A 13787-nucleotide genomic window follows, 5' to 3' on the forward strand; every position below is an offset into this window, starting at 1 on the left:
GCCTTCCTTTCGGGCGTTCAGACACTTCAATATGGTGAAAAAGCTACTGCTGCTTAATGGCCCCAACCTCAATCTATTGGGGAGCCGGGAGCCTGCGGTGTACGGCGCGACGACGCTGGCCGACATCGAACAAGCAGCAACAGCCCAGGCCGGGGCGGCGGGCGCAAGCCTGGCCTGCTTCCAGAGTAACCATGAGGGAGCCCTGATCGACCGTATCCATGCCGCGCGCGGCGAAGGCGTGGACGCGATCGTCATCAATCCTGGCGGCCTGACCCATACCAGCGTGGCATTGCGCGATGCGCTCTCCGCGGTGGCGATTCCGTTCGTGGAAGTGCACATCTCGAACGTGCATGCGCGCGAGCCGTTCCGGCATCACTCCTACCTCTCTGCAGTCGCGCAAGGCGTGATCTGCGGGCTGGGGCCGGACGGATACCGGTTTGCCATCGACTTTGCGCTTAAATCGCGTTAATCTACGTCAACTTCATGTATCAGCGGCTGCGCGGCGACGATTACCGCGCTACCAGCTCTCTTAAAAACGAATAATTCCAAGGGGTTTCACATGGATCTCAGAAAACTCAAGACCTTGATCGACCTGGTCGCCGAATCCGACATCGCTGAACTCGAAGTGACCGAAGGCGAAAGCAAGGTCCGCATCGTCAAGTCGTCCGCCATCCCGCAGGGCCAGATGATGATGATGCCGCAGCAGGGCGTGCAGCACTACGCCGCCCCGGCCCAGCATGCACCGGCGCCAAGCGCCGCACCGGTTCCGGCCGTCGCCGCCGAGCCGACCGGCCACGTCGTCAAGTCGCCGATGGTCGGCACCTTCTACCGTTCGTCGGCCCCGGGCGCCGCCGCCTTCGTCGAAGTCGGCCAGAGCATCAAGGAAGGCGATACCCTGTGCATCATCGAAGCGATGAAGCTCCTGAATGAAATCGACGCCGATGCCTCTGGCGTTGTCACCAAGATCCTCGTGGAAAACGGCCAACCGGTCGAATTTGGCCAGCCCTTGTTCATCATCGGCTAAGCAGGTCCCGGCCCGGCGGCGTCCTGCCGCCAGCTCATCCATGTTGTGTCCGGCGCGCTAGTCAGCTTGTAAAGCTTGTAAGCTTGCTGCGCCGGTCTTCACAGAAACATCGAACCTACCATGTTTGAAAAAATCCTCATCGCCAACCGTGGTGAAATCGCGCTGCGTATCCAGCGTGCCTGCCGCGAACTGGGCATCAAGACGGTTGTCGTGCACTCCGAAGCGGACAAGGACGCCAAGTACGTGAAGCTGGCCGACGAGTCGGTCTGCATCGGTCCGGCCCAGTCGGCACTCAGCTACCTGAACATGCCGGCGATTATCAGCGCCGCCGAAGTGACGGACGCCGAGGCGATTCACCCGGGCTACGGTTTCCTGTCCGAGAACGCCGATTTCGCCGAACGCGTCGAGAAATCGGGCTTCGTCTTCATCGGTCCGCGTTCCGACTCGATCCGCCTGATGGGCGACAAGGTCTCGGCCAAGCAGGCCATGATCAAGGCCGGCGTGCCTTGCGTGCCGGGCTCGGACGGCGCCCTGAGCGACGACCCGAAAGAGATCATCACGACTGCGCGCAAGGTCGGCTACCCGGTCATCATCAAGGCGGCAGGCGGCGGCGGTGGCCGCGGCATGCGCGTGGTGCATACCGAAGCGGCCCTGCTGGGCGCGGTCCAGATGACCAAGACCGAAGCCGGCAGCGCCTTCGGCAATCCGGAAGTCTACATGGAGAAGTTCCTGGAAAATCCGCGCCACGTGGAGATCCAGATCCTCGCCGACGAACATAAAAACGCCGTCTGGCTGGGCGAACGCGACTGCTCGATGCAGCGCCGCCACCAGAAGGTCATCGAAGAAGCACCGGCGCCGGGCATCCCGCGTAAACTCATCGAGAAAATCGGCGACCGCTGCGCCGAAGCCTGCCGCAAGATCGGCTACCGCGGCGCCGGCACCTTCGAATTCCTGTACGAGAACGGCGAGTTCTATTTCATCGAGATGAACACCCGCGTCCAGGTCGAGCACCCCGTGACCGAAATGATCACCGGGATCGACATCGTGCAGGAACAGATCCGCATCGCCTGCGGCGAGAAGCTGCGCTTCAAGCAGCGCGACATCATGTTGTCGGGCCACGCGATCGAGTGCCGCATCAATGCCGAAGACCCGTTCAAGTTCACGCCTTCGCCGGGCCGCATCACCGGCTGGCACCCGCCGGGCGGTCCTGGCATCCGTGTCGATTCGCACTCGTATGCCGGATACTATGTTCCACCTCATTACGACTCGATGATCGGCAAGGTAATTTCCTACGGTGCGACGCGCGATCAGGCCATTCGCCGCATGCAAATCGCGCTGTCGGAAATGGTGGTTGAAGGTATTCTCACCAATATCCCGCTGCACCGCGAGCTGATGGTGGATGCCCGCTTCATCGAAGGCGGCACCAACATCCACTACCTGGAGCACAAGCTGGCCTCGAAGCCAGACCTGCCGAAGGAAGGCGGTATCGGCGCCAAATCGGAAGCCAAGGCATGAGCTGGACAGAAGTTGTCATCGAGGTCGCACGCGACCATGCAGAGGCCCTGTCGGACGCCCTGATGGAAGCGGGCGCCCTGTCGGTGTCGGTCGAAGACGCCGACGAAGGCACGGATGCCGAACGCCCGCTGTTCGGCGAGCCGGGCATGGAGCCGAAAGAGGCGGCCTGGGACCATTCCCGCGTGGTCGCCCTCACCGACGTCGATGCCGACCAGTTCGCGATCGTGCAGGAAGCCGCCAACGCCATCAAGCTCCCCGTCGTGCCGTCCTTCACCACCCGCGCGGTGGCGGACGCCGACTGGGTGCGCCTGACGCAGTCGCAATTCGAGCCGATCCACATCGGCACCAATATCTGGGTCGTGCCGAGCTGGCACGAAGCCCCGGACCCGAATGGCCTCATCCTGGAACTCGATCCGGGCCTGGCCTTCGGCACCGGCAGCCACCCGACCACCCGTCTGTGCATGGAATGGCTCGAAGCCCACCCTGCCCCCGGCAAATCGGTGCTGGACTACGGTTGCGGCTCGGGCATCCTGGCGATGGTCGCCAGGAAGCTCGGCGCCGACGACGTCGCCGGTGTCGACATCGACCCGCAGGCGATCGAATCGGCCCGCGCCAATTCCGAGCGCAACAACTGCGCGATCGACTTCTACGTGCCGGACGACCTGGCCGTGACGCCCAACGAGCGCCACGCCAGCGGCCAGTTCGACATCGTGGTGGCCAACATCCTGTCGAGCCCATTGAAACTGATGGCGCCGATGCTGGCAGGCCGCGTGGCCGCAGGTGGTTCGCTGGTGCTGTCGGGCGTGCTGGCGCGCCAGGCCGAGGAAGTGGCCGCCGCCTACGCGCCTTTCATCAAGCTGGGCGTCTGGGCCGAGCAGGACGGCTGGGTTGCCCTTCACGGCACGCTCGGCCAGGAGAACGCACCGCCGCCGCGCCAAGCTGCCGCCGGCTGACGCATGGCGCTCGCCACCCAATGCCCCCACTGCGGCACCATGTTCCGCGTCGCCGCGGACCAGCTCAAGCTGCGTGGGGGCATCGTTCGTTGCGGCGCCTGCACCCAGGTATTCGACGGCAGCGCCGCACTGGTCGACCTGGCCGCGCCGCCTTCCGTTCGCGCTGCACCGGCCGCAGCGCCGGACGTTCCCGCCCCTGCCGCTCTCCCCGAGGCAGCCGAAGAGCCGATCTATACCCTCGAATTCGACCACACCTTCTCGCCTTTCGGCATCCTGCCGCAGATGAGCGACGAGGGCGAGACTGACCCGCCCGAAGCGCAAACGCTGCCGGAGCCGGCGCCGGAACCACTGCCCGAACCAGCGCCTGCCCCGATGCTCGAACTGCCTGTGGACGAGGAACTGGTCGCCGCGCCGGCGCCGGACGATGGCCACGCGCTGGACCTCACGGAATCCGCGCCGGCCGTAGTCCCCGCCAGGGAAGAGCGCAAGGCTGCCACCCGGGCCGCCGGCCTGTCCGTGCCTTCGCTGCTGCTGCGCGAATCCGGTCCGTCCACCGTCACCATGCAGGCGGCGCCCATCGCCCCGCCGGTCGCGCCGCGCACGCCCCGCACCCGCGCGCTCGACGCGCGCGCCGCGCGCCGCTCCAAGCTCACACCCACCAGGATCGAAGCGCCCAAGCTGCGCGTGCCCGAATCGGACGAGCCGGAGTTCGTCCGCCGCGGCCGCCAGCGCGAACGCTCGGGCAAGGCAGTGCGCATCGCCCTGGTGCTGGGCAGCCTGCTGCTGCTGCTCGTGCTGGCGGCGCAGGCGGCCTACTCCTTCCGCAACACGCTGGCGGCCCGCTATCCCGGCATGAAGCCGGCCCTGGTCTCGATGTGCGGCCTGCTGGGCTGCCGCGTCGAGCTGCCGGCCCAGATCGAGCAGATGGTGATCGAGACCGGCGAGCTGACCACCCTGGGGGGCAACGCCTACAGTTTCACCACGCTGCTGCGCAACCAGGGCGATTCGGTACAGGCCTGGCCGAGCATCGAACTGACCTTGTCCGATCCGGACGACAAGCCGCTGGTGCGCCGGGTGTTCGGCCCGCGCGACTACCTGCCTGCCGGGCCCTTGACTGCCGCCGGCTTTGCGCCGCGCACCGAGCAGCCCATCAAGCTGAACTTCCGCGTGGAAGAACCGGCGCCGTCCGGTTACCATATCGCCGTCTTCTATCCCTAATATTCCTGAAGGTTCTTCCATGACCAAGACCGCCCTGATCTGCGGATCGATCGCATTCGACAAGATCATGCAGTACCACGGCCGCTTTGCCGAAACCCTGCTGGCCGACCAGCTGCACCGCGTGAACGTCTCCTTCCTGGTGCCGACCCTGCGCACGGAATACGGCGGCTGCTCGGTCAACATCGCTTACAACCTCAAGATGCTGGGCGGCGAACCGCTGGTGATGGGCACGATCGGCCAGGACGGCGGCGACTACCTCGAGCGCATGACCAAACAAGGCATCGCCACCCGCGCGATCCGCACCATTCTTGAGGCCTATACCGCGCAGTGCTTCGTCACCGCCGACCAGGACAACAACCAGATCAACGCCTTCCACCCGGGCGCCATGCAGTATTCGCACGAGAACAAGGTTGCCGACATGGGCGACTTGCGCGTGGCGATTATCTCGCCGGACGGCCGCGACGGCATGATCCAGCACGCAGCCGACTGTGCCGGGCACAAAGTGCCGTTCATGTTCGATCCGGGCCAGCAGCTGCCGATGTTCTCGGGCGAAGAACTGATCCGCTTCATCGACCAGGCCAGCTACCTGGCCTCGAACGATTACGAATTCGAGATGGTGATGGACCGCACCGGCCTGAGCCAGGCCGACATCGCCGCGCGCCTGGACGCCTTGATCATCACGCGCGGTGGCGAAGGCTCGGACATCTACGCGGGCGGCGAGCACCATCGCATCCCGGCGGTGAAAGCCGAGAACATCGTCGACCCGACCGGCTGCGGCGACGCCTACCGCGCCGGCCTGCTGTACGGGATCACCGAGGGCTTCGACTGGCCCACCACCGGCCGCATCGCCAGCCTGCTCGGTTCGATCAAGATCGCCAGCCAGGGCGGCCAGAACCACACGTTCACCCCAAGCGAAATCGAGCAGAAGTTCGAAGCGGCGTTCGGGTACAAGTTCCGCTAAGCGCTTGCGCCAGGCTTGCGCATACAAAAAGGGGGCCACGCGACAGCGTGGCCCCCTTTTCATTCGACACGCCACCAGGCGTCACCCGAAAAACACCTGCCTGAGCACGAACTGGATAATCTGAATCAGCACCAGCGCCACCAGCACCGATAAATCCACCCCGCCCACCAGCGGCACCACGCGCCGGATCGGGCGCAGGATCGGCGTATTCATCGCATGCACGAAAGGCGCCAGCGGCGCGCTTGGATTCACCCAGCTGAATACCGCATCGATGATCAACAGCGCCATGAACCCGTACAGGATCCAGTTCAGGAAGCGGTACAAGGCCCCCAGCAGCACCGTCTCCCAGGGGGCACCGACCAGCAGCAACAGCGAGCTGGCCAGCAGCACCACCAGGAAGGCGCCGATCAGGCTTGCCCAGTCATAGCCCCCCATGCCCGGCACCAGACGCCGCAGCGGCAGCACCAGCCAGTCGGTGAGCGTGAAGGTGAACTGCCCGATCTGCGCAGGCGGACGCACGCGGATCGCCTGCATCCAGAAACGCAGCAGGAGCAGTCCGCCCAACAGGCCGGCGGCGATATCGACAATGAACTGGAGAATAGACAGCACGAGGGCTCCTCAAAAAAAAACCGCTGTGTGAACGATCACACAGCGGCATTTTGCCTGATCCAGGCAAGACTTGCTAACGAGCCGCGCTCGCCGGCTGGATTACGGACGGCTGCTGGTCGGGAACGGCCAGGCCGCTGCCGGCGACAGCGTGGTCTTGGCGGCCGGAGCAGTCGTCGACGCTGCCTTGTTATCGGCTTTGTCCGATTTCGATTCCGTTTTCGATTCCGCCTTGGTGTCGGCTTTCGACTCGGTTTTCGCTTCCGGCTTGGCTTCCGCCTTGGTTTCCGGCTTGGCTTCGGCCTTTACTTCCGGCTTGGCTTCGGCTTTCGCGGCAGGCTTTGCAGCAGGCTTGGCGGCGGTCTTGGTGGCAGCTGGTTTGGTGGCTGCGGTTTTAGCTGGAGCAGCAGCTTTTGCCGGTGTAGCGGCTTTTGCCGGAGTAGCGGCTTTGGCTGGAGCAGCGGCCTTTTTAGCTGGAGCAGCGGCTTTCTTTGCAGCAGGCTTAGCGGTAGCTTTAGTTGCGGCCGCTTTCTTTGCTGCCGGCTTTGCAGCCGATTTAGCCACCGATTTGGTCGCTGCCGTTTTGGTAGCGGTCGCTTTCTTTGCCGCCGGCTTTGCCGCGGCTTTCTTGGCTACCGGTTTGGCAGCGGCTTTCTTGGCTGCCGGCTTGGCTGCCGATTTAGCTGCCGACTTGGCGGCTGGTTTAGCAGCGGCCTTTTTTGCAGCTGGTTTGGCGGCGGCTTTCTTTGCTGCCGGCTTGGCTGCCGATTTAGCGGCCGACTTGGCAGCAGGCTTTGCAGTTGCTTTCTTTGCAGCAGGTTTTGCTGCTGGTTTAGCGGCGGCTTTCTTTGCTGCCGGTTTAGCGGCGGCTTTCTTTGCTGCCGGCTTTGCAGCGGCTTTCTTTGCAGCTGGCTTGGCGGCTGGTTTGGCAGCAGCTTTCTTTGCCGCCGGCTTTGCAGCCGACTTGCCTGCCGATTTAGCGGCCGGTTTTGCAGCGGCTTTCTTTGCAGCTGGCTTTGCTGCTGGCTTTGCAGCGGCTTTCTTGGCTGCAGGCTTTGCTGCGGCTTTCTTGGCTGCCGGTTTTGCTGCCGATTTAGCAACAGCTTTCTTCGCTGCTGGCTTCGCTGCTGGTTTGGCGGCGGCTTTCTTTGCTGCCGGCTTGGCCGCTGCCTTGGTAGCAGTGGTCTTGCTTGCAGCCGTTTTGCTTGCTGCAGCTTTCTTTGCAGCAGGCTTAACTGCCGGCTTGCTTGCCGACTTCGCTACTGGCTTGGCTGCTGCCTTGGTCGCGGTCGCTTTAGCGGCCGGCTTTGCAGCGGCTTTCTTTGCCGGTTTCTCGGCTGCGGCTTTCGCTGCCGGTTTGGCCTTCGTCACGGACGAAGGTGCGCTCTTCGTTGCTGCTTTTGCTGCTGGTTTTTTAGCGGTTGCCATTGTAGTTCTCCTTCATCTGCGATGAAATAAGCTCAAGGTTAAAACCCGCTCTGCCAATCTCTGGCGAGCGAATTATTCATCGGACCAAACCCCAAATGGTGTGGGCCAATGAATCCGGCACCAGCTGAACTGCTGCAACTCCTCACAATTGCAGCACTTCAGCCAAGGTCGACAGGCAACCGATTCAATGTGTTTTCACTCCGCTACCCTCGCGGGCGCGAAAAGAAAAAGCCGCCTTGCCTGAACTCAGGTCAGGCAGTGCGGCTTGTTCTTTTCGCTTCGCTTGCGTGCATACTAATTGATTCAGTGTCCTATTATTCGATCGATTACTGCCCGGATGGACGCGACAATATCACATGTTCACGTTTTGACAAATTCAATCACGTAAAGTACACGAAAACTTTGTGAGTGCGCAACCCGAACGGCTCAAACAAAACGTCTTTTCGCACTAAAACATGCGCTCGCGCATTCGTCGGTTAACCAACACACCGCTGGCGCACCAAATCGGATTCCACTTCATCGCCAAAACCGTCTTCCGGCAGGCATTGGGAAACCCGCCAATCCGGCAGAGCGCCCGCAACGGCAAGCGATACGGCAATCGGATTGGTTCGCCTCCAGCCATGGTTTCGGCCGCAAAGATAATGTCGCCAATCCGTAACAGCGACCCTGCCGGTACTACTCGACCACGCGCAGCAGATCCATTTTGCACAGCCATGCCAGTCCGCGCAGCAGTGTCGCGCGATCGCACGGTCCGAGCGTGTCGATGAGCTCTTCGACTTCGACCGGACGTGGGCCGATTGCCCCGAACATCTGGCCGAAATCTTCGAGCGTCGGCAGCGAGGCCGCGGCGAAACGATTGATGGCCAGTTCGCGGTACTGATTCACCAGCGCGAGCGAAGCATCGGGTGTGAGTTCGACCAGCGAGGCGGCCGTCAGCGGCCGGGTCGGATAGCAGGCGAACAGCTTGAACGGGTCGGGACGGTCCGGCGCACGTGCCGGCAGCGCCGGCGCCAGCACGGGATCGCCGCGGCGGCGTTCCGCCAGTTCGTCCCACAGCGCGCGGTAGCGGCCGAACACCACCTGCCAGTCGAATTCGGACTGGGCGCGCCGGCGCGCCTGCTCTCCCATCGTGCGGCGCAGGTTCGGGTCGCACACCAGCCGGCCGTAGGCCTGCGCCAGCAGCGCGCCATCGAGCGCCACCGCCTGGCTCGCGTGTCCGCAATACATATCGAAGCTGTCCACGCCGTCGTCGTAGCGCTGCGCCAGGTCCAGGCCCGCGCCCGGTCCCGCCATCAGGGTCGGGATGCGGTAGCCGTCGACGCCGTCGCGCACCGTGTCGCGGTAGCCGTTCCAGTCCGAGACCACGCAGGGCAGCCCGGCCGCCATGGCTTCGACGGGCGTGAGCCCGAAGGTCTCCTGCACGTTGTCGGCCAGCGAGGTGAAGACGTCGGCCGCCGCCCAGGCATCGAGCTGGTTGGCGGGCAGGCGCCCGTCGAGCTCCACCAGCCGCACCGAAGGACACAGCAGGGCCGCCGCCTCCTGGAAGGCCGCCTCCAGAGCCTCGCCCGCATACCAGCCGGCCATGATCAGGTGCACGCGCCGTCCGCCCTTCTCCGCACGCTCCAGCGCCGTGAACATCTGCTGCGGATGGGACTTGGCATGCACCGACATGCGGCCGAGGTAGAGGAAGGCGACGTCGTTTTCCGCGATGCCGAGCCGGGCGCGCGCTTCCGGGCGGCGCGCGGCGTCCGGCTGCAGGCTGGAACAATGCACGCCGAGCGGAATCAGGGGCAGTTGCGGCAGCTCGAAGCGCTGCGCGCCGAGGCGGGTGCGCAGGTAGTCGGCCTGCGCCTCGAGCAGCACGCGCACGCTGTCGCGTACCACGCGCGAAGTGCAGACGATGGCGTCCCAGCTGCGCACCGGCGCCACCAGCAGATTGGTCACCATGCTCATCATCTCGTGCGAGGCGGTGGCATGCGCGATGCCGCACAGGCTGTAGCGATGCTCGCCCGCCTCGAGCCGGCGCCAGGCCAGCCGCTCGATGCCGGGCCCCGGGTGGTACAGGCAGCCGAAGCGCTCCAGCGCCTGCGGCGTCGATTGCGGCACCCAGTCGATGGCGCCCGTGTAGCCGTCGTCGCGCAGCGTGGCCTCGAAGGCGTCGGCGTGGCTGCGGTCGGCTGCGAAGCATCCGACCTGCGCCGCATCGGAATGGCGTGCGATGGCGCGGAGCAGGCCGACGCCGGCCGATTGGCGGCCCATCAGCTTCTGGCCGGCGACGGAAAAGGATTCGGGAATGTAGTGCAGGGCAAAGCTGTCGCGCATGCGATCTCCTGCGGTCAGGTGCGTGCCGGCGGAATGCGGCGCGTGTGACCGGTCGAGACCATGATAGCGAGCGCACGCGAAGGATGGCGCAAGCCTGCCCGTGCGGACAGGTGCAATAGACGATGCCTGGCCGGACGACGGTTAGCTGCCGCAGCCGCCTCCCCCACAGCCGCCGCCGCACGAGGCGCCGCCGCTGCAGGAGGCCGCGCCGTCGCCTTCCCCGCTGTCGCCATCGAGCGGCATGTCACCTCCGATGTGGTCGACGAAGCTGTCCTGGTCTTCGACGCGCAAGGCATGGCTGCCGGCCAGGCGCACGCCTTCCTCGTACTCGGCGGCGTTGATCAAGCCGGCCTGCATCAGGCCATACGGGCTCAAGGCGTCGGGGAAGGACAGCCGCTTGTCGGGATTTCCTGAGGCGTCGAGGCCCGAGCAGGCGACCCGGCCGCCGATGATGCGGTAGCCGAAACCATGCGGCATGCCCAGGCACGCATCCAGCGAAAACAGCCGTGGCAGGCTCGGGCCAGCCACCGGCCGCGACGCGCGACGACGCGCCTGCACCAGGCAGGCGCCCAGCGCCGTGGCCATGCCCCCCTGCATCTGCGCCTGCTCGAGGTGCGGGATGACGCGGCCGAAGTGCCCGATGCAGAAAGCGTCCAGGCCGGGCGCATCCATGCGCGCCCATGCGTGCCAGACCGAATCGGCGGCGCGCGATGGCAGGCCGCAGGGCTTGCCGGCGGCGGCCACGCAATCGAAGAACATCATCAGGCCTTCGGCCGCTTGCGCGTAGAAGGCGGCGTCGCGGGGGATGCGGGGAAACTCATCGCGCGCGGACTCCGCCCAGTGAGGAAACAGCCTTGCAGGTACGTCGGCCAGCACTGCCGCATAGGTCGAGTGGGCAAACTCCCGTTCAACCGAGCGGGTGCTTGATTCCCAGACTGCCCTGACATTCATCGCCGTCCCCTGTCGTGAATTCTCTGGTTAAGTTAGTTCACGGAAACTGAACAGATACTGATAAATATCAAACTTAATTGGCTGCACTTGCGCCTGCTTGAAGAAAAAACCCGCCACGCGGCGGGTTTGTTGTGTGCCGTTCCCGCTGCTGCGCTGTCAAGCACGCGCAGCCTCGTCGAACTCGGCCTGGCTGACCAGTCCGGCCAGCAGCAGGCCCTGGGGCCTCAAGCCGTCCGGAAAGGACACGCGGTCTTCCGTGTTGCCGAATTCGTCCAGGACGGAACAGGCGACCAGGCCCCGGATGATCCGGTAGCCGTAGCCCTGCGGCATACCCAGGCGGCTGTCGAGCGAAAACAGCGGTGGCAGGCAGGCGCCGGCGGCCGGCATCGAGGCCCGGCGGCGCGCGGCGACCAGGCAGGTGGCCAGCGCCCTGTCCATGTTGGCCATCGACCGCGTTTGTCCGGGATGCGGGATCGTCCAGCCGACGTGGCGCCGGCAGAACCGGTGCAGGCCCGGCTCATCCAGGCAGGTCCACGCGCGCCAGACCGAGCCGGCCGCCAGCGAAGGCAACGCACATGGCTTGCCCGCAAGCGCCACGCAGTCGAAGAACGTCAATAGCCCTTCGAGGGATTGCGTGCAGAAGGAGGCGTCGCGCGGAATGCCGGGGAAGTCGTGGTGCGCGGTGCCGGCCCAATAAGGAAACAGCGTTGCGGGCACCTCGGCCAGCATCGCCGCATAGCCGGGGGCCGGGCGCTGCGCCGCACGGGCCGCATCCTTTGGCATATCGATCGCATGCATCGCTACTTCTCCTCGCAGGTCATCCGGTCACCTTAGTGCACCCACAAGCTGCCGGCGATGAGGGAGCGCAAGCGATCGTGGCCGGCCAGGGCCGCGCCACCATGAAAAAACCCGCCTTGCGGCGGGTCGGTCGGCTGCTTAACGCTGCGGCGCGATGCGCCAGACGACGCCGCCCGCGTCGTCGACCACCAGCAGCGCGCCGTCCCGCGCCACGGTCACGCCGGCAGGCCGGCCCCAGACCTCGCGGTCGCTCAGCACCATCCCCGACATGAAGTCCTGGTAGCGGCCGGTCGGCACGCCGTTCTTCATGAAGGCGCGCACCACTTTATAGCCGGTGCGCACGCCGCGGTTCCAGGAACCGTGCAGCGCCACGAAGACATCGCCCTCGTACTCCTTCGGGAAGGCATGCGCCGCGCCTTTCGGTGCGTGGTAGACCGCCATGCCCAGCGGCGCCGAATGCGACTGGATCAGCACATCGGGCACGATGGCCTTGCCCTTGAGGTCGGGGCGCTGGCCCTGCAGGCGCGGATCTTCGTTGTCGCCGATGTAGTACCACGGCCAGCCGTAGAAGCCGCCTTGCTTCACGCGGGTCAGGTAGTCCGGCGGCAGGTTGTCGCCCAGCGCATCGCGCTCGTTTACGTTGCACATCAGGTCGCCGGTACTTGGGTAGACCAGCATGCCGACGCAGTTGCGCAGGCCGGTGGCATAAGTGCGGCGGTTCTTGCCGTCCGGGTCGAACGCCATGACGGTGGCGCGGTCGGTTTCGACACCCCAGGCGCCGCCCACGCCGTGTTTCGCTTCCCACTGCGCCAGCGGCTCGGGCGGCTTCGGTCCGATATCGGCGGCGACGTTGGTGGCCGAGCCGATCGACAGCAGCATGGTCTTGTCGTCTTTCGAGAACACCAGCGTGCGCGTGGTGTGGCCGCCGCTGGTGTCGGACAGCTGCGGCACGACCGTCTCGGCTTCGCCGCGCGCCTTCAGGTCGCCGTTGCGGTACGGGATGCGGACGATGGCGTTGACGTTGGCCACATACAGGTACAGCGGATTCGCGTTCGACGGCCAGAAAGCCATGCCGTAGGGGCGGGTCAAGCCGCTGGCGAAGACTTCAGCGGTATCGGCCGTCTGGCCGTTCTTTGAACGCAGCACCTTGATCTCGCCCTTGCCGGTCGCGGCCAGGAAGATGTCGCCATTCGGCGCGCGGAGCAGCAGGCGCGGCTTGTCGGCATCACTGGCGAACACGCTGACCGTGAAGCCTTTCGGGACGGTCGGCAGGCTGCCGTTCGGACGCGCCTCGACGCGCGGGCCGTTACCGGCGCTGGTGGTGGCGAAGGGCGGCGGCAGGTCGGTGAGCTTGATGTGGTGGATCTTGCCGGGCTGGTTGTCGTCCCAGGAGCCGGTGCGCTCCGCGGGTGCGGCGGCCGTGGCCGGCGCTGCGGCCGTTGTCGCCCCCTGCAAGGTGGCGAGGTAGTCGATCAGCGCGGCGCGGACCTGCTTGTCGGGCACGCCCACCGGCATCGTGGTGCCGGGGACGTTTTTGCTCGGGTCGGCCAGGAAGACATCCAGCTCGGCCTGGGTCCAGGTCTTGCCGCCGGCGCCGGCTTTGGTCAGTGCAGCCGAATAGTTGAAACCGGGGACGCCCGCGGCCTTGCGATTGAGCACGCGGAACAGGCCCGGGCCGGCGCGCGAGGACAAGGCCGGATCGACGCTGTGGCAGCTGGCGCAGTTGTTCTGGAAGGTGGCCTGGCCGGCGGTTGGCTGGGGTGCGGCGTGGACAGCAGATGCGGCTGCGAGGGTGGCAAGCACGAGGGCATGCAGCGGCAGGGACTTGGCTTGCAAGGAATGACTCCTGAATGGTCTGATCAATTCGCCATCATAGGTCAACTCGTTCTTGCGCGCCTGGCCGATTTCCGAGCTTCAAGGCTTGTGAAGAATCAGCTGGTCCAATTGGGCCGAAGCTCATTCAAAGGGAGCATGCAATGCTACGCCACCTTGGAAAGCAGTGGATGATGCG

At 65.1% G+C, this 13787-nt stretch carries 12 protein-coding genes; 6 read left to right on the forward strand and 6 right to left on the reverse strand.

Translation table 11 applies throughout. The annotated features are described in order from the left end of the window. The first annotated feature begins 31 nt into the window (after positions 1–31). The 6 genes from aroQ to AC56LR_RS01330 all read left to right on the forward strand — a co-directional run bounded on the left by aroQ (position 32) and on the right by AC56LR_RS01330 (position 5671). A complete protein-coding gene (gene aroQ / locus AC56LR_RS01305) occupies positions 32–469 on the forward strand; it encodes a type II 3-dehydroquinate dehydratase (protein WP_497126893.1) in 438 nt (145 codons plus the stop codon). Between the two features lie 90 nt (positions 470–559). Then, a complete protein-coding gene (accB, locus tag AC56LR_RS01310; protein ID WP_497126570.1) occupies positions 560–1024 on the forward strand; it encodes an acetyl-CoA carboxylase biotin carboxyl carrier protein in 465 nt (154 codons plus the stop codon). A 120-nt stretch (positions 1025–1144) separates the two neighbouring features. After that, complete coding sequence (gene accC / locus AC56LR_RS01315) at positions 1145–2539, forward strand: acetyl-CoA carboxylase biotin carboxylase subunit (protein ID WP_497126572.1); 1395 nt, start codon at positions 1145–1147, stop codon at positions 2537–2539. Further along, entirely contained in the window at positions 2536–3492 is a 957-nt protein-coding gene (prmA, locus tag AC56LR_RS01320) for a 50S ribosomal protein L11 methyltransferase (RefSeq protein WP_497126574.1), read from the forward strand. The genes accC and prmA overlap by 4 nt, the downstream gene beginning before the upstream one ends. 3 nt (positions 3493–3495) lie before the next feature. After that, the gene (locus AC56LR_RS01325) at positions 3496–4710 is read left to right on the forward strand and encodes a DUF3426 domain-containing protein (RefSeq protein WP_497126576.1); all 1215 of its coding nucleotides are present in this window, start codon (positions 3496–3498) and stop codon (positions 4708–4710) included. Between the two features lie 19 nt (positions 4711–4729). Continuing rightward, positions 4730–5671 (forward strand): carbohydrate kinase family protein, encoded by a 942-nt coding sequence (locus AC56LR_RS01330; RefSeq protein ID WP_497126578.1) that lies wholly within the window; start codon positions 4730–4732, stop codon positions 5669–5671. A gap of 81 nt (positions 5672–5752) precedes the next feature. Here AC56LR_RS01330 and AC56LR_RS01335 read toward each other — a convergent pair whose 3' ends face one another. The 6 genes from AC56LR_RS01335 to AC56LR_RS01360 form a co-directional block, all read right to left on the reverse strand. Beyond that, on the reverse strand, positions 5753–6280 hold the full coding sequence (locus AC56LR_RS01335) for a YggT family protein (RefSeq protein ID WP_497126580.1): 528 nt from the start codon (positions 6278–6280) through the stop codon (positions 5753–5755). A 99-nt stretch (positions 6281–6379) separates the two neighbouring features. Then, entirely contained in the window at positions 6380–7705 is a 1326-nt protein-coding gene (locus AC56LR_RS01340; protein WP_497126582.1) for a transcriptional regulator, read from the reverse strand. A 675-nt stretch (positions 7706–8380) separates the two neighbouring features. After that, positions 8381–10027: a glycosyltransferase family 4 protein gene (locus tag AC56LR_RS01345; protein WP_497126584.1), complete on the reverse strand. Its 1647-nt coding sequence runs from the start codon at positions 10025–10027 to the stop codon at positions 8381–8383. Positions 10028–10168: 141 nt separating this feature from the next. After that, on the reverse strand, positions 10169–10978 hold the full coding sequence (locus tag AC56LR_RS01350) for a UCP032817 domain-containing protein (protein ID WP_497126586.1): 810 nt from the start codon (positions 10976–10978) through the stop codon (positions 10169–10171). 156 nt (positions 10979–11134) lie between these two features. Next, positions 11135–11776 carry a hypothetical protein gene (locus AC56LR_RS01355; protein WP_497126588.1) on the reverse strand — a complete coding sequence of 214 codons (642 nt, stop codon included), beginning with the start codon at positions 11774–11776 and terminating at the stop codon, positions 11135–11137. Between the two features lie 138 nt (positions 11777–11914). Beyond that, positions 11915–13612 carry a PQQ-dependent sugar dehydrogenase gene (locus tag AC56LR_RS01360; protein ID WP_497126590.1) on the reverse strand — a complete coding sequence of 566 codons (1698 nt, stop codon included), beginning with the start codon at positions 13610–13612 and terminating at the stop codon, positions 11915–11917. Positions 13613–13787: the final 175 nt, after the last annotated feature.

This window comes from Telluria sp. ZT3P39, assembly GCF_059685935.1.